The organism is Acetatifactor sp. (genome assembly GCF_982438285.1).
Map to the genome: position 1 here is coordinate 1 of NZ_CEWDFQ010000021.1, position 16963 is coordinate 16963.

11 protein-coding genes and 1 pseudogene are annotated in these 16963 nt (G+C 48.7%); all 12 read right to left on the reverse strand.

Features of this window, described 5'->3' with window-relative positions; translation table 11 throughout:
• Positions 1–522: MFS transporter (locus tag AC1WIP_RS02070; protein ID WP_481140251.1), on the reverse strand; the 522-nt coding region annotated here is incomplete at its 3' end.
• A gap of 158 nt (positions 523–680) precedes the next feature.
• On the reverse strand, positions 681–2240 hold the full coding sequence (gene putP, locus AC1WIP_RS02075) for a sodium/proline symporter PutP (protein ID WP_481140252.1): 1560 nt from the start codon (positions 2238–2240) through the stop codon (positions 681–683).
• A 109-nt stretch (positions 2241–2349) separates the two neighbouring features.
• A pseudogene (locus tag AC1WIP_RS02080) lies at positions 2350–2820 on the reverse strand (GyrI-like domain-containing protein); the annotation flags it as partial.
• 7 nt (positions 2821–2827) lie between these two features.
• Positions 2828–3457: an MmcQ/YjbR family DNA-binding protein gene (locus AC1WIP_RS02085; RefSeq protein WP_481140253.1), complete on the reverse strand. Its 630-nt coding sequence runs from the start codon at positions 3455–3457 to the stop codon at positions 2828–2830.
• A gap of 52 nt (positions 3458–3509) precedes the next feature.
• A complete protein-coding gene (locus tag AC1WIP_RS02090) occupies positions 3510–3764 on the reverse strand; it encodes a WCX domain-containing protein (RefSeq protein WP_481140254.1) in 255 nt (84 codons plus the stop codon).
• A gap of 239 nt (positions 3765–4003) precedes the next feature.
• Positions 4004–6013 carry a beta-galactosidase gene (locus AC1WIP_RS02095; RefSeq protein WP_481140255.1) on the reverse strand — a complete coding sequence of 670 codons (2010 nt, stop codon included), beginning with the start codon at positions 6011–6013 and terminating at the stop codon, positions 4004–4006.
• 52 nt (positions 6014–6065) lie between these two features.
• A complete protein-coding gene (locus tag AC1WIP_RS02100; RefSeq protein WP_481140256.1) occupies positions 6066–8750 on the reverse strand; it encodes a glycoside hydrolase family 2 TIM barrel-domain containing protein in 2685 nt (894 codons plus the stop codon).
• Between the two features lie 10 nt (positions 8751–8760).
• Positions 8761–11352, reverse strand: coding sequence for an exo-rhamnogalacturonan lyase family protein (locus AC1WIP_RS02105; RefSeq protein ID WP_481140257.1), 2592 nt, complete (start codon positions 11350–11352; stop codon positions 8761–8763).
• A 31-nt stretch (positions 11353–11383) separates the two neighbouring features.
• Positions 11384–13153 carry a sensor histidine kinase gene (locus tag AC1WIP_RS02110; protein ID WP_481140258.1) on the reverse strand — a complete coding sequence of 590 codons (1770 nt, stop codon included), beginning with the start codon at positions 13151–13153 and terminating at the stop codon, positions 11384–11386.
• 123 nt (positions 13154–13276) lie between these two features.
• Positions 13277–14929 (reverse strand): extracellular solute-binding protein, encoded by a 1653-nt coding sequence (locus AC1WIP_RS02115; protein ID WP_481140259.1) that lies wholly within the window; start codon positions 14927–14929, stop codon positions 13277–13279.
• A gap of 65 nt (positions 14930–14994) precedes the next feature.
• On the reverse strand, positions 14995–15906 hold the full coding sequence (locus tag AC1WIP_RS02120) for a carbohydrate ABC transporter permease (protein ID WP_481140260.1): 912 nt from the start codon (positions 15904–15906) through the stop codon (positions 14995–14997).
• Positions 15907–15976: 70 nt separating this feature from the next.
• Positions 15977–16915 (reverse strand): ABC transporter permease, encoded by a 939-nt coding sequence (locus AC1WIP_RS02125; RefSeq protein WP_481140261.1) that lies wholly within the window; start codon positions 16913–16915, stop codon positions 15977–15979.
• Between the last annotated feature and the right edge of the window lie 48 nt (positions 16916–16963).

A 16963-nucleotide genomic window follows, 5' to 3' on the forward strand; every position in this document is an offset into this window, starting at 1 on the left:
GACAGCATTCAGGCCTGCTAATGCGTACAATGACGTGGCAATTAAAGGATTCAATATGGATATCAGTGATCTTGACAAAGAGCGCAGGCCGCTTGTCTTCTGATAATACTTTTCCGGTATGACAAGCGTCATTGCAACCTCAGAAGCAGGCTGCTGCACTGTATTCATTAACCCGGAAACTCCATTCAAAACATATAGATGCCATACCGTCAAACAATTTGTCCGAAATAATACAAATACAATGATTGTACATATTACTGCAGACACATCGCAGCTAAGCATGGTCTTCTTTTTGTCAAATCGGTCTGTCAGCGCTCCGGCAAATATGCTCATGATTACATATGGCGCATAAGAACATATTGTAAGCGCAGCCGTACTTAAAGAAGAGCCTGTCTTTTCATATAACCACAATGTCAATGCAAATGCAGTAATGCTGCTGCCAAGCTGAGAAATACTTTGGGTGCTCCAAAGAACCCAAAAATCTTTTAATTCCGATCTATGATTCTTCTTAATCAATTTCATATCTTTGCTCCTTTTATTTATGATTCATCCATAAAACAGAAGCAAAGTCTGAGGATATCAGCAAACTGCTGTTCCTCCATGCAGCCTCCTCAGACTCTGCACGGAGCTGATGCAATACAAAGTATCATATTGTCTTCCTTCCTGAATTTTACTTTTACCTAAATTATCCCGCCCGTTTTTACTTCTTCAAACTCCTTTTGTATCTCCTTTGACGGAGCAGGCGTCAGAAGAGACACTATCACGATACAAAGGGCTGAGAACAAAAATGCGGGCAGCAGTTCATAGATGTCCCACACACCGCCCAGGGGACGCACCAAAAGGTTCCAGACAAACACCATGCCTGCGCCTCCCAGCATCCCGGCAATGGCCCCCGCCCGGGTGGTGCGCTTCCAGAACAGGCTAAAGAGCATCAGCGGTCCAAAGGTGGCTCCAAATCCTGCCCAGGCAAAGCTGACAATGGTAAAAATAACGCTGTTCTCATCCAGGGCGATCACAATGGCCGCAATGGCAATCACAAAAAGCGTGATTCTTGAAATATGCAGAACCTCTTTGTCAGAAGCCTTTCTTCGAAACAGTCCCTGATAAATATTCTTCGCAAAGGCAGATGCCGCAATCAAAAGATAGGAGTCGGAGGAGCTGATGGTGGCTGCAAGAATTCCCGCCATGACAAATCCCGCGATCAGAGGCGGAAGCAGGCTTGTTGCCAAGAGGATAAATACGTTTTCCGCATCGGAGGACGTAAGCAGAGCCGTGGGATACAAGGCTCTGCCCACCACCCCGATAAACACAGCAATCGCTAAGGAGATCACCACCCACACTGTGGCAATTCTTCTGGACCTTGTAAGTTCATTTTCATTCCGGATGGCCATAAATCGAAGAAGCACCTGGGGAACACCAAAATAGCCAAGCCCCCACGCCATAGTGGATACCACGGAAAGAATGCTGTAAGACCCCTTCTCTCCAAACACCGGCTGTCCCGCCGCCACCTGCTGGACCCCATCCACTGTCTGAGGGGTGGCAATTCCGAAAAATTCAAGGAACCCCGGTATGGAGTCTACATTATCTATGACAGCATCCAGGCCGCCCGCCGCCGCAGTTCCCACGCACACGATCACTCCCAGTGCAACAATCATTACAATGGCCTGCATAAAGTCGGAAGCGCTCTCCGCAAGAAACCCGCCAATCAGGGTATAAATCAAAACAAACACAGCGCCCACAATCATCATGGGGATATACGGCATGCCAAACAGTGTGGAAAACAGCTTTCCGCAAGTCACCAGACAGCTGGCGGCGTAAACAGTAAAGAAAATCAGAATAAACAGAGCGGATATGGTCATAATGACCTTGCTCTTTTCATGAAACCTATTTGAAAAATATTCCGGAAGGGTAATGGCATTGCCCGCTTTCACACTGTAACGGCGAAGGCGCTTGGATACGATCAGCCAGTTCACATAGGTGCCCACGGCCAGACCGATGGCCGTCCAGGCCGCGTCTGCAATTCCGCACCAATAAGCAACCCCCGGCAACCCCATAAGCAGCCATCCGGACATGTCCGAAGCCTCGGCGCTCATGGCCGTGACCCATGGCCCCAGGCTTCTTCCTCCCAGAAAATAAGCATCCGAATTGGCGTTTGCCCTTTTTGCAAAGGTTACTCCCAGTATAATAACCACCGCCATATAAATGACCATCGCAATCAATATTTGCACTGTGTCTCCCATTTTCTGCCCTCTCTTCCATTTCTGTCAGTTTAGTCCTTATTGTGCATAAACTTAATTATAATCAAAAAATGACAATTCGGCAACTTTATTATGTCATATTTTTTTGATTGTCGTCATCATAGGGGCCGATGTGCAGGCACTGAACACATTCCCCCTCTTCATATATGAGGAATTCCACCTTGGAAAAATCTGCTTTCTTTTTGGCTGCTGCCTCTTTGACCGCCCAGTTAAAATCATCCTTTGTCACAAAATCGGGCAGACGGATCGCCGAAATGAAGTGGAAGCCTTCCTTGTGTGTATTATCAATGCCTTCTCCCCCCTCCTGCCACCAAAAGCCCTCCAGAGGCGGCACCACATAATCAAAATAGCCTTCTATGTGATGATTCCCTTTCTTGCTCATCTTAATGGTAAAGGCAATGCCGTATAAAAGACCCACAGACTGCTGATATTCCCCGCCCTCCTCATTTGGATCGCCTTTCCCACGAACTGCAATATATTTCATGGCCGGCACCTTTACGATGCCTGGTTCCTTCGGAGGCATATAAAATTCTTTATACTCTTTCTTATAATCAAATGCCATGGCTGTTCTATACTCCTTTCAGATTGGAAACCCGGACCGCTATGCTCTCCTCAAATTCAGCGTCCTTCAGATTGGGGTCCCTCGTTTCCCTCCAGATGCCGCAGGGAAGAGACTTGCAGTCTTTGCAGGCAGCATACCTGTGTTTATTTACACAACAGGCATAAATGGGACAGGGTTTTCCACTTTCTGCATGGAATACCTTTCCACTGCATTCGTTGCAGCCCTTGCACAGATTGCCGTAAAAACCACATGTACTGCATTCTGCGCCGCATGCCGTCAATCCAAGAATCTCCCTCTGCCGTTTCTTTGAAAAGCCTGCCAGAACCAGGCCGTAGGATTTATCCAGCAAGTCGCGCAGCAGGTCATCCGGGACTTTTCCATCCGGCTTCACAGAATTCCAATGCTGCTTATCCGAGTAATATCCGGGAATGATATCCTCATACTGGGAGCGCAGAAAATCCCCCTCCATGGGCTCCAGCTTTAAATTAATGTAGTAAGGCTGCTTCTGTCCGTCCAGACAGATGGCCGCAAACATTTTTCCACCCACATGATAGCGAATCCAATTCCAAGTCTCCTGTAAATCCTTTGTCACACCTCTTTTTTGAAGCAGATACTCATCCATCCATTCATAACGCATTTTTCCCTCCGTTCCAAAGCGCCGCAAACCCCGGGACCGGAACGGGAAGCGATTATTTCGGCCTTCCCTCTTCCTGTCTGTAACGCTTCCATGTGTTCTCAAGACAAGCCGCCAGCTCTGCCCGGAGACTTTCCGGCTCCAGAAGCTCTGCCTTTTCTCGGAAGGACAAAAGCCAGGTAAGCAGGTTCTCCTTGTCTGTATACTCTGCCTGAAAAAGCAGCCTTCCGTCAGGGCGGACAGTAAAACAGCCTGTCCCAAACTCTTCTACAAGCCTCCATTTGCAATCGGCTTCAAACAATGCTTTCACGGAAATTCCCCCGGGAATTTTGGGAGCCAGCGAAGCCTTGTACCAGGAGGCCAGGTCAATCAGTACCGACTGATCTCCAATCAGGAAATCCCGATCAGCCTGTCTATTTTCATAACGATTCCTTTCAAGCAGTTTTATGATAACACAAAAAACAAGACACCTGTATGTCTTGTTTTTTGTATTCGTAATCAGACTTATTATTCGTTATCAAAGCATGAAGCCGGCTATGCTTCCTTTCTTCACTGCGCTTCACAGATGAGCTCTGCATCATAGGCATTTAAAAGCAGGCTCTCCTCATAGCTTCTTTCTGAAATAACTCCTCTTCCCGGTCTCTTTAGAGGAATCAAAACCGCATTTTTGGTGGTATTAACATAAAACAGCTGTCCCTGTGCGATTTCTCTTGCCAAAACTCCGGGCGGCACAGTCAGCCCCGGTTTGAGTCCAATTGACGGTGTCAGGCTCCGAATCAGCCATTTCAAAAGCTCCGCGTTGGTTTCTGCCGCCACATAATATGCCTTTCCTTTTCCATAGGCATGTTCCGAAACAGCACATAGGCCTTTCTCGGGAAATACCGCATATGCAGAGGCTGTCTTGAGCTCCAGCTCCTCATAGTATTCCACATCAATATAGAATTCTTCTTTGGCCGATACCTTCAAAAGCTCTCTTTTTCCCTTCTCATCCTCTATCAGTTTCGCGTGTTCCGAAAAATCCCTCCATTCAGAGCCCGTCCTGTCAAAGCCAGCGATGCGGATGCCAAAGACGTCTGCCAGCCATCCAGGCCTGGAGGTCCCAAATACCTGGCTGTGTTCATCCACTGTTGCCGAGTAGGCCGTCATGATGACCGTTCCGCCTTCTGCCACAAAACGGCGTACCCCTTCTGCTTCCTGCTTTGACATCAGAACATATTCCGGCAGGATGAGGAGTTTGTAGTCATGCTTTATCTCCCCCAGGCGGACCACATTATAATCCCTGTTCAGTTCAAAAAAGGTTTTCTGCACCTCCACCCTGTTTTGGCTGTAGGTCTGATGATAATGTCTGGAACCATATTGAATCACACAGTCATTGTCATAGCTGAAAGCCACCGCAATGTCCGGAACAGGAAGATAGGGAAACGCATATTTTTCCAGCTTTTTCATATATGCCGCAACTTCCTTGTATTCCCGGTAATTGACGGTGGGAATCCCATCGTGTCCGATGATTCCGCACAAATACTGCTCCTCCCCTGCAAGCATACTCCGCCAGGTCCATCCCAGAATCATCTGTGCCCTGTTTAAAAGGCACAGCATTGCCATCATCCGTACCGAACCATAGGGCCCATGATGCAGGCCTTCTCCCCCTGACTGAAATTCCAGGCACCACATGGGCTTGTCCGTCTCTGCCAGCCTCTGATGATAAATACTGTCCATATAATGGTATCTCTCCGTAATATGATAGCCCGGATAGAACCCCATGCCCGGATAATCCACAAAGTCCTTATATGCTTTCAGATAGTCAAATCCAAAGTCCTCCAGCTCCGCATAATGGTTGGAGGAATGGGGAATATCAGGAGCGTATTCTTCCACTGCTTCTTTCAGGCTGATCAGGAAATTTCCTGCTCCGTCAGAGAAAAACCGTCTCATATCCAGCCAGGCTTCCGGAGCTCCCACCGAAATTCCGTTTTCTGGAAATTCTACATCGTCAAAGCTGGTAAGCCTCCTGCACCACCTCCGTGTTGCCCAGGCAGCATTCAGCTGCTCCACCGTTCCATATTTATGCTTCAGCCACTGTATAAAACGCTGCCTGCTGTATTCGGAAAAGGATTTCTTTCCACTTCCGATTTCATTGCATAGCCCAAACGCAAACAGTGCCGGATGTTCCCGATACCGTTTGACCATCGTTTCGGCAAACCGGAGCGCATAGTGCTGATATGCCGGGTCGTCCACATCCTCCATGTATCTGCGTATGCTGGACTGCAGAATCCCGCTTTTATCATGAATGTTACATCCGGGGCACAGCTTGTGCACCCATCTGGGCGCCGGACGCATGGTAATATCCAGAACGACGCCGATTCCCGCATCTGCAAACAAGTCCATGACTTTATCAAACCATTCAAAGCGATAGACTCCTTCATCCGGTTCAAAGCTGTCCCAGCACAAATGTCCCACTCTGACAGTGGTGAACCCGGCTTCCTTCATCAGCCCAATGTCCACCTCCCATCGTTTTGGTTCCCAGTCGTGCGGGTGATAATTTGCTCCAATATACAATGCCATCTTCGTATGCGCTTTCTCCGCTCTCCGGCGGTATTTTATTTGTAAAAATTTTTTATTCATGTGTCTGAAACAGACTTTCCATCCATTTGGGTGAAAGCTCCTGCGAGGGTCTGAAATCCTCTGAAGCCATATAAGCATAGACTGCGGACTGCAGAGCTCTGGCTTCCGGATACTGCTGAAGATTATGAAGTCCCATGGAGGAAGCAAGAACTTTTCCATTCAGGCATCGGGCTTCAAACAGCTGAGCCATGGGGCGTAGATATGCCCATGTATCCATCTCTTCCACCAGGGCTTCTATCCGCTTTGGAAGAATCCAGGCCCGCTGGACTGCCATCTGCCACCACTGCCAGTCCGTATGCTTTTGTGTGGGAAACCGTTTGAAGAGAGGGTGTTCTTTTTGGACGTACTGTCCCATACATCCCGGCTGCTCAATAAAGGAGCATACGGACCAGAAATTTGTGCTGAACTGTGCTTGAACAGAATTCGGCATCGCTTCCTTCACCGCGTCCGGCGCCAGATAAACAGCCCCTCCCTGATCCAGAACACGCAAAGCCTTCTCGTCCCATGAACGGCATTCATATACATTCCCGGGACATTTTGGCTCCTCATCCGGATAGACCCACACAGAATATTCGTTTTTATAATTTCCAAACTGTATACTTAATGTCAGCTGGGAAGGTTCTTTCCAGCTTTCAAGGGGGATTTCCAGCCTGCCAAGCTGTGTCAGTCCTCCCATCCGCGCCGTAACCATGGGAAATGCTCCTTCCATTTCCATCTGATCTCCTCGCAGGGACCATTGGGGAAGCTCCCGTATATCCTTCCTTCCATAATTTGCCAAAAGGACTTTCGCCGTAAGCAGTTCCGAAGAAAAAAAGGTGTATCCAGGCAGGCATACCAGGGGCACCACATCCGCAAAAAATGATCGAAATCGTTCCGAACGGGCAAAATCAAACGGCTTACGCTTCAGATGGGAATTGAGCATTCCAACCAGCGCTGCACCCTGTCCCGGGAAGTCCTGCAGACCAAGCAGAGAGATTCCTGCCATTTTCTCTGTCCGCAAAGCTGCTTCCACCTCAGCCCTGTAGCATAACAGCGACAGCTCCCCCGAGGCCTCCACTCTGTCCTTCCACTCAGGAAGCAGCCCCCTCTCTTCTACCTTCCTGCGCACAAACCGCAGGTTGTCCGGTCTGGTTATCCCATGAAAACAGGAAATCTCATCAAAATCCGGAAGCACCTCATACTGCCCCACTTCAAAGGAAAAGACAGGCTGCTGTGTGGTTTCCTCTATAGCTCTCAGGGTTTTTGTGTAGTCTTTTTGGGAATCCGGCCGACTGTGGTTGAGCCAGCCTGACAGATTCCCCGAGGTCGCCCTCAGATCTTTGTCAAACCATGCCATCGCCGTGTAAAAGTCGCTTGCCTCATCCTGCCCTTGCAGGCCATACTCCGTATTGGAGCCATTGGCATACAGCCTTGTGGGATCCTGCATCCGCGCTTTCTCCAGCAGCAGCGTCATATATGCCGCCCCGGCAGCGTCCCTCCTCAGCTCATTTCCCAGTGTCAGCATCACAAACGAAGGATGATCTGAAAGCAGGCGGAGGATCTGTTTTAATTCACCGGCATAATAGGTGCAGGTGTCGGGCGTGGAGAATGTGTTTTTCGGGTTCCAGTGGGACAGCTCCGGCTGCATCAGCATTCCCATTTCGTCCGCTGCGGTAAATGCCGCCTCAGGAGGGCAGTGACTGTGAAAGCGCACACAGTTTACGCCATAATCCCTATATGTTTTCAAAATTTCACGCCATTCTTCCACGCTCATGGGGGAATACCCCGTCTCAGGAAATACGGCACAATTCGTCTCGCTCCGCAAAAATATTCTGCGTCCGTTGAGAAAGAAGGAGCCATCTTTTGCGTAAAATTCACGAATCCCGAAGGAAACTATCCGGCTGTCCATTCCATCTGCCGAAACAGTCAGCTCATACAGCTTTCCTTCCCCGATATCCCAGCGGCTCAGATTCTTTTTCAGCCGGATTTCCTTTAGTCTGATTTCCGAGCATCCCTTGTCAACAGCCCGCTCGTACACCTCCTTTTCCAAAAAAGCACAGGACGCAACAGAAATCGTGCCCTTCCATGAGGATGCAGCATTGATTTCCAAAAGGATATCCACCGTTTCTCCTTTTGGATAAACAGCCACATGCTCAATAAAAACCGGCTTTTCCATCCGCAGGCGCAGATATCCCAGGATTCCGTTCCAGTTGGTCTGCGTTTCGTCCGCAGCAGCGGAGGAACGCACAATGGCCTCATGGGGCCATCCCGGATAGCTGTTATCCGAAATCAGCGTGACCATGTCATGCCCTGTCATCCTTCCCGTTACTTCAAAGACATAGGGTGTGCTGATATTAGGCTCCCCCATGCAGGGAATCATTTCTCCATTTACCTTCAAAGACAAATGTCTGGCCCTTTCACACTCCAGAAAAATGCGCCTGCAGGGCGGCACCGTCCAGTCCAGCGCTCTGGATATTTCCGCAGGCCCTTCATAGCAGAAGCTTCTTGTGAGGCGGGTCAAAATAGGATCCCCCTCCTGCCAGATTCCTGCGCTGCCCACATCTCCTAAATGCCATTGGCGCTTTGGATTATCCGGATCTCCTATCCCGTTTTCCTCCAGAGTGCCTGGCAGCCTGATTTTAGCAGTACGGCCAGGTATTTTGCAGCTCCATTCTCCTGATAAATCTAAAAATTCCATTTTCTTTTCCTCATTTTGCAATCTCATGGGGCCGGGCCGCATGGGCCTCCCATTCCTTCTCCTTTGGAAGGTCTTCCCTGATAAATTCCAGGGCCATAATAACGTTCAGGCACCACTGTGAAACATAATTCGTTGAAATCCAAGGAATATCCTCCCTTTTTTCCCCAAAGGGACTGATCCCATATGCCTCTTTCTGAAATCCTTCCCTGTTATGGCAGCAGGGACACGCCTCCATCAGGGTTTCCCAGGCGCGCTGTGAGAGCCTGCGGTCTTTCTTTTTTCTTGCGCTATAGGCGGCTATTCCTGCTGCCACATAGTTCATAACATAATTTTTCCCCGCGCAAAGGCCTCCTGCGGCCTCCTGCCGTTCCTCCTGCGTCATCAGATACAGCTTTCCATAATCCGCAGCCATCACAGCCAGCTCCTCACAGTCGGCCGCCTTTGCAGCTTCCAGCCAGATCTGGGGCTCCCCCATGCACAGCGTCAGATGAATGTTTTCGGTAAATTCTCCGCAGTATTCCATGGTTCCCGTATCCGGTTCAAAGCAGAAGGACGGCCCGGATCCAAGCTGCAGGGGAGCCTGCCGTATTCCTTCGATTCCTTTTAGAATTTTCTGTCTGTATTCTTCCTTCAGCGTGCGTTCATAAGCTGTCATCCAATCTGACACAAACGCCGCCCAGTCCGGGCCGGTGCGCACAAGAAGCCTGTCCTTCAGGGAACCCGTGCCATAATAATGTGTTATATTTTTCAAGGATTCTGGCCCACAGAGCGCCTCGTCAAAACAATCTCCCAGCCGTCTGTCCCCCGTCAGATAAAACATGGGGCGGTGATGACCGGCCATTGAAATGCGGGGTTCCTTGCAGGGACAGCCCCAGTGACGGACATTATGTCTGGAACCAATCCCTTTTAGTCTTCCCAGATGATACACATCTGTTTCAGAGCAGTGGCGGCTCATTGCTTCCGCCACTGTAAAGACATCCTCCCTGCCGGTTCTCATAAAGTAAAGCCAGAGCCAGTAGGTTGGAACCAGCTCCGTATTCTGCCATGCGCAGCCTCCAAAATCATACTTCCAGCAGTGCCGTACTTCATCATAGGAGTGCATGAAATCCCCGTAATCGTAGAGCCCATACCAGCTGCGCTTCTCAATTTCCTCCTGATAGAAGCAAAATGCCTGTTCCAAAAGCTGTTCCAGCTTTTGTTCCTCTTTCGTATCATGACAGGGAAGGCTCCAAAAGCCAAATGCACGCTTTTCATGATAGACAGCCGGGTCAGCTACATAAACCGCCGGTTTCTGTGTTCTGCAGGTAAATCTGCCGAACCGTTCATCGGACGGCACATCCTCCACCAGGGATACAAAGCATTCGCTGGTTGTTGCAATTCCGTCTGCGCTGGCTCCCAATTCCGGATATCCTTCGTAATTGCTTTGCTGGTAGCTGCGTGTATCGTAGTGTCTGTAATCCATTGCGTCCGCCTGCGGGGAATGGAACCAGGCATAGCAGCAGGTCTTGTCTTTGGCCAGAGAAGCTGCCTCCAGGCCCGATGGGAAGCGCTGCCAGAAATCCCTGATCCCTATCATGATGCCGCCGGTTTCTCCGGCCACCGACATTGTTCCCTGGGCTCTTGTGCCTGTCTGCACATCCAGCAGGCAGCAGCCCTCTTTTGTCTGCTTTCCGATCTCCCAGCTTCTGCAGGAGGACTGGGTCAAAATGTACCGGTTCCATACCGGAAGGTCTGCAGCCGCAGCCTCCGTCAGCCTTCCCTCATCACTTTCCGGCGCAAATCTCAGGATTTCCCCCTTCATCTGCGCCTGCCGGAGGCTTATGGGCGTTCTTGGGCTGTAGCTGTACAAATACATCGCTGTTTCATGAAAAATTCCCTTCTCCGTACCAAACTTTACATGGCGGTTCCAGGGGTGTCCCTCCAGGACTGTATCAAACCGGATTCCAAATCCCTTTACAAAATCCCTCTGCTCATCTCCATGATAAAAAAAGGTATTTTCAAACCGGAGCTCTCCGCTGTCAAGGCCAATCATCATGCGGATTGTAAACGGCATCAGTCTCTCCTCGGGACAATAAAATCCCTGGTATTTCACCACACAGATAACCGGCCCTTCCTGTTCCATATCCACCCGCTCCACCCTACTTTCGCAGCGTTTCACCTTCGTCACACAAAGATCCTCTTCCTTTGTCCGCCGTTCCAATTCAAAAACGGGCTGAACAGACCTCAGCCTGAGCTTCCCATTCAGCCTTACGTCCTCTGCCAGGGATGAACCACCTGCATCCGGAATCTTTAAGCTGATACAGCCTGCATCCACCTGGTATCCCAGGGCTGTTTTTCTGACCCGGACACGATACTCCTTTTCTTGCGGCTTTTTTGGCTGGACGCAGATCCTCTCTCCCATTTTTTCACTGTCCGCCGTATGCCTCATCCATTTCACGCTTCCATCCGGCCATCTGGCGGCCACCTCGTTCTGGACGTCTATAGGATCCCCTTCCAGGTTTCTGACAGTAAAAGCTTCCCCTGTCACCTCGCCTGGCTTCCAGCACGTTCCAAAGGATACATAGCCGCCAATGTTTCTGTTCTCAAGCAAATGTAGTTCCATAATGCTCCCCTCTTGTAATGTCCTGTTATTTTTATGGTTCATAAATTCCCATTTTCATCAGATGCTCCTGTCTGCTCATTTCAAGGATTGTTATGATAACTCTGATTCCACAAGGCTGGTTTTTTTCCAGCTCGATTCCACAATCCTCACCATAGAACAGGCGAATCCTTCTGGCAATGCTCGCAAGCCCGTATCCCTGGGCCTTCATATCCGGCTGCTTTAAATTTTGGTTGATCTCTATCCTCTTCTCTTCGGGGATGCCGGTTCCGTTATCTGCGATAGTAAACGAAATCCTGCCTCCCTCTTTTTTCTCACAGATGATTTCCATTACATGCCAGTCGTTGTTTTCAGACATGGCGTGTACGAAATAATTTTCGATCACCGGCTGGATCAGATGGGTGAGAATGCCGCATTCCTGCAGTTGTGGGTCAATGTCATATTCCACATCCACCGCATCCTGATAACGAAGCTGCAGCAGCGCCATATACAGGCTGCAGAACGCGATTTCCTCCCGTATGGAAGAGACCGGTTCCGCGTCCGTGAGATTCCGAAAAATGCGGGACAGCTTTTCAATATAATCCGCATTTTCCAGATCTCCGTTTTGAAAAAGCTTTCCACGAATCACCTCCAGGGTATTGTACAGAAAATGAGGATTGAACCGTGACTGAATCTGATAAAGCTCGTTCCATTTCTGTCTGATGCGCATCTGGTATTCCTGTTCTATGCTGGTCTCCAGCCGTTCTGTCATGATATTGATATCCTGTGCGATTCCATCGAATTCATCATCCATTCCCGTCAGCTGCAGACGGTAATCCAGCCTGTTGCTTCCGATTGTCTCCAGACCATTTTGAATCCATTCCACCTTCTGGAAAATCTGACGCGTTGACCGGAAATACAAAAGCAGGGCAATCACGGCAAAGCCCGCAAGAAGCAAAAGCAGCAGAGGTGTATCCTGATTGCTGATAAAGAACACCTTCCACCAGGGGATCAGATACGCGGCTGTAAAAATACGGCCATTGTTGCGGATAGATCCCGTGACCCACAATTTCCCCTGAGGATCAATATCATAACCGGATTCTCCACTGATCCAGTCCGTATCAAAGGTTCCTGTATATGGGATTTCTTCTGAATCATAGATAACCCCGCTTTCATTTGAAAGAAGATATATGGCAGACGCTTTTGCTGTGTCCCTCAGCACCACCTTATCAAAAATATCCGCATCATATCCCACCAGAATGCAGCTGTCTTCCTTCTCCGAAAAGGCGCTTCCCTTTATGAGGAATACGCTTTTTGTCATATTGTCCTTCTGCCATGTATAACGCCCCAGCAGCTGCATGGACTCCGTGTCCGCGCCGTTTCCCTTAGGGATGTCCGGCCAAAGCTCGCTCAGCGTATTTTCTCCATAGATCATGCAGTAATTATAATCTGCGCCGGAATTGTACAATCCAATAAATACTATATCTTCATCCTGATTTAGCATTCTTCCTAACAGCTCTACCAGATCAGCCCGCTCTCTTGCGCTTGGAACCTCCTCTCCTTCCCTCTCAAAATAGCTGTACATCATATTTTCATATGTATCTGATTGAAAAACAGGCACATATATGTTGGAAAAGCCATATACCTTTTCCCTGTAAAGCTCAAACAGCTCTCCCATAATCCCTTCGCACTGCAGCATGATGCTGTTTCTCCGTACCGCATAGGAAAAGGAGCAGGTAACGCCTGCAAACAAAATCAACGCGGTGAAAAGCCATATGATAAATACCTTATTAACCGGACGTATGCTGTATTTTTTCTGCGCCATAAAATCCACTTATTATCCTTTCCATTTGGCATCATCTCTTGGTTCCTGCAAAAGTATTATATCATGGCCTGCAAAAAAAGCGGCTGCTTTTATGAGCAGCCGCTTACATAAGGCTGCGCAAATCTATTCATTTGTGGCAGCCCACAGAGCACGCGCGTTTGCAATATCATCCAGCTTATACTGAATCACTTCATCAATTCCAAGGGATTCGCATTGGGCCTTCATCTCATTCCAGATGGAATCAAATTCTGCTTCATCTGCCGCAAACACCATTCTCCAGGAAGCAGGGACGATCACATCCTTTAACGCAGCCTTTTTCAAAAGCATATCGTCGTCATCCGGCGACAGGAATGCGGAAAAGCCTTCCGTCTGGTCTGCAACCGGCCAGTCCTGATCGTCGATCATCTCTCTCAGATAAGTATAACCATACAGATTTGTCCAGTCCTTTGCCAGGTCAGAGCTGTATATATAGTCATAATAGCTGGGAAAATAGGTATAGTTATAGCTGGTGCCTGCGTCAAGCACATATCCGCTGCTGATCAGGTAGGTTATGTTCCAGAATTCAATGGATTCCTCCGCAGGAATCTCCAGCTCCGTTCCATTGTTCAGCGCTTCCGCATAGGTTTCTGTAATGGTGGGAACACCCTCTTCATCATAGTTCCACCGTCTGTCATCTCCGGGATATCCGCTCCACAGAATGAGCAGATCCTCTTCATTTGCAAGAATATCAAGGAACTTTATCGCCGCATCCACATTTTCACAGGTGGCCGAAATGCAGTATCCGCCAGTGGGATAAGCGGATGCCGATGTATAGGTGGGAACAAATTCATCAAATACTACAGGATAATAGCCGTCATCCTCCCATCCTGGATTTCCTGCCCACCCGGCAAGGGCTGCGCCGTTATGGATCTTTTCCCACGCGGTAGAGCGTGTCTGGGATAAGGAATCCGGGTCTATCAGACCAGCCTGGTTCATTTCATACATAAACTTTAATGCACGATAATAGGTGCTGTCATCGGCAAACATGGAGGTTCCTGTCTGTGTGAGTACGTCGTATTCTACGCCCCATCCAAGATAGGTATCCAGCTTGCCCAGCAGGCAGTAAACACTGTTGATATTCCAGAAATGATCCGTATCGAAATCAGAGAAAAGATTCATTCCATAGGTAGGAAGACCGTCCTCCGTCTGCGGATATATTTCCTGCATCTGCTTCAGCACGGGAATGACATCCTCCAGTGTGCTGAACTCCGGGTAGCCTGCCGCAGCATAGACCTCCCAGTTCATCTTGATTGCAAACCGCTCTGTATCCGCCGCAACATTCAATGAGCTTGGTCCCACCTGGCCGATATAATAGAGATTTCCGGTTCCATTGCTGTTATATTCACGGGCATACTCAAATGCAGGGTCAAAAAGCTCTGCATGCGCCGTAATGCTGGGCATCTGATCAATATAATCGTCCAAAGGGATGATCAGTCCGCTTTCTGCAGCTGTCAGCATTTCCTGCTGCGGCAGCCAGATCACGTCCGCCAGATCCCCGGAAGCAAGCTGTGCCTGCAGCCTTTCTTCCGAATAGGGTACCACCCCCACGGTCAGGCCGCGATCCTCAAAAAATTTTCCAAGCCCTCCTGTGAGCTCACCGCTTCCGGAATTGGCATTCACGCCAAAATAAGTAATAGACGCCATTTCCTCACCGTGGTCTTCCTGCGACCCGCAGCCGGCAAGACCTGTGCATCCCAGCAGCAGTGCCAGAGAAAATACAAGTAACCTTTTTTTCATTCTTTTTCCTCCTTAAATATTAAACTTAATCATCACAGCGGCAGTTTCAGACCATGCTTGTCTGCTCAGCCCTTCACCGCGCCGATCATTATGCCCTGAACATAATAGCGTTGAATGAACGGATACACAAAGATGATTGGCAGGATGGTTATCACCGCCATGGTATTTCTAATGGATGTGGTTGAAATCTGCGTCGCCTTATCCAGCATGCTCATGTCCGTCATGCTGTTAATGCTTGAGGCGATGGACGATGCCTGACTGAGATATTCATACAGCGTAAACTGCAGCGTATACAAGTCGGAATCCGTTATGTAAAGAAGCGTATCCATATAGGAATTCCAGGCGCTCACCGCACAAAACAGCGCCACTGTAGCTAAAATCGGCTTTGACAGCGGAAAAACAATATGGATGAACCGGCAGACATATCCTGCTCCGTCAATCTGCGCCGATTCCTCCAGCACCGGCGACAGCGACTCAATAAAGGTTTTGATCAGCACCATATTGTATACCTGAATCAGACTTGGAATAATGTAAACCCAGTAATTATTTAACAGTCCCAGCATCCGAATGTTCATATAAATGGGGATCATTCCCGCCGAAAAATACATGGTTATAATGGTAATCCGGTACAGCAGCTTTCGGTGCTTCATATGCTCTTTTGTAAAAAGATAAGCAAGCACTGAGGTACACAGCACCGGAAGCGCTGTACCGAGGATTGTGCGGCTGAGGGAAATAAACAGGGAATTCAGCACATTGTTCTGTTTAAACAGATTGATGTAATTTTGAAAATGGACACCGATGGGTCTGTACATGATCAGTCCCAGATCCACATAATCGTTCCGGCTGATCGTATTGATGATCAGATAGTAAAAGGGATAAATACACACCAGAGCGATCAGGGTAAAAACCGTATAGGATATGCCGTAAAAAATTCTGTCGGACACAGAAAGCTTCCTTTTCCCTTCTTTCTTCTTCATTTTTACCTCTCATTCTGCCGCGCAAGCGGCTTTGTAATCAAAAAGCTTCTCAGATTTTGTTTTATTCCGCCTAAAATGCGCTGTACCCGCGAATGAGCTTTGAAAGCCAGTTGGCGCCTGCAAACAAAAGCAGTGAAATAACTGATTTCATCATACCTACAGCTGTGGAGTAGGAAATCATTCCGGAACCGATTCCCATATTATATACATACAGATCCAGCGTCTCAATATAGGGCTTTGTCATTGCATTGCTGAACAACAGCTGCTGTTCCATCCCCGCATTCAGGAAGTTTCCGATACTCATAATCAGCAGCACGAAAAAGGTGGGAATCAGCTGCGGTAATATGATATGCCAGATCCGCCGCATGCGGCCTGCGCCATCCACCTGCGCCGCTTCCAGAATTTCATGATCAATCCCAGCAATGGCGGCCAGATATACAATCGCGTTCCATCCCAGGGACTTCCACAGATGCAGCAGCGCCATTTTCAGCCAGACGTGTTCGCTGGACGTTAAAAACGGAATTCCATTTTCAATCAGTCCCAGCTGCTTTAACACATTGTTCACAAAGCCCGTATCCACAGCCAGCATTCCATAGACCAGAGAATATACGATAACCCATGAAATGAAATTGGGCAGTGTCGTGACAGTCTGAACAAACTTTGTGAACTTTGAAGAACGAAGCTCATTGAGAAACACGGCAAAGAGCATTGGCAGCGGCATCAGCAGATAATTAATCAGCTGCATTCCCAGCGTATTGCGGATTACCTCAAAAAGCCTGCTCCTCATCTCCGGCTGAAGGAAAAGGGCCGAAAAGTTTTTCAGTCCGACCCAGTCGCAGTCGAAAATAGACCGTCCCGGTCTGTAATTGACAAAGGCAAATGACCAGCCCCAAAGAGGCAGATAGTTGAAAATGAGGATGAAGATCACAAATGGAAGCGCCATCCAGAACAGCTTCCTGCCATCTCTCTCATGGACCTGCCGCAGTCCGGCTTTCTTCGCTTTATACATGACGGTAATTCCTCCTTTCGAATTATTCACGCATTCATCGTCATATTG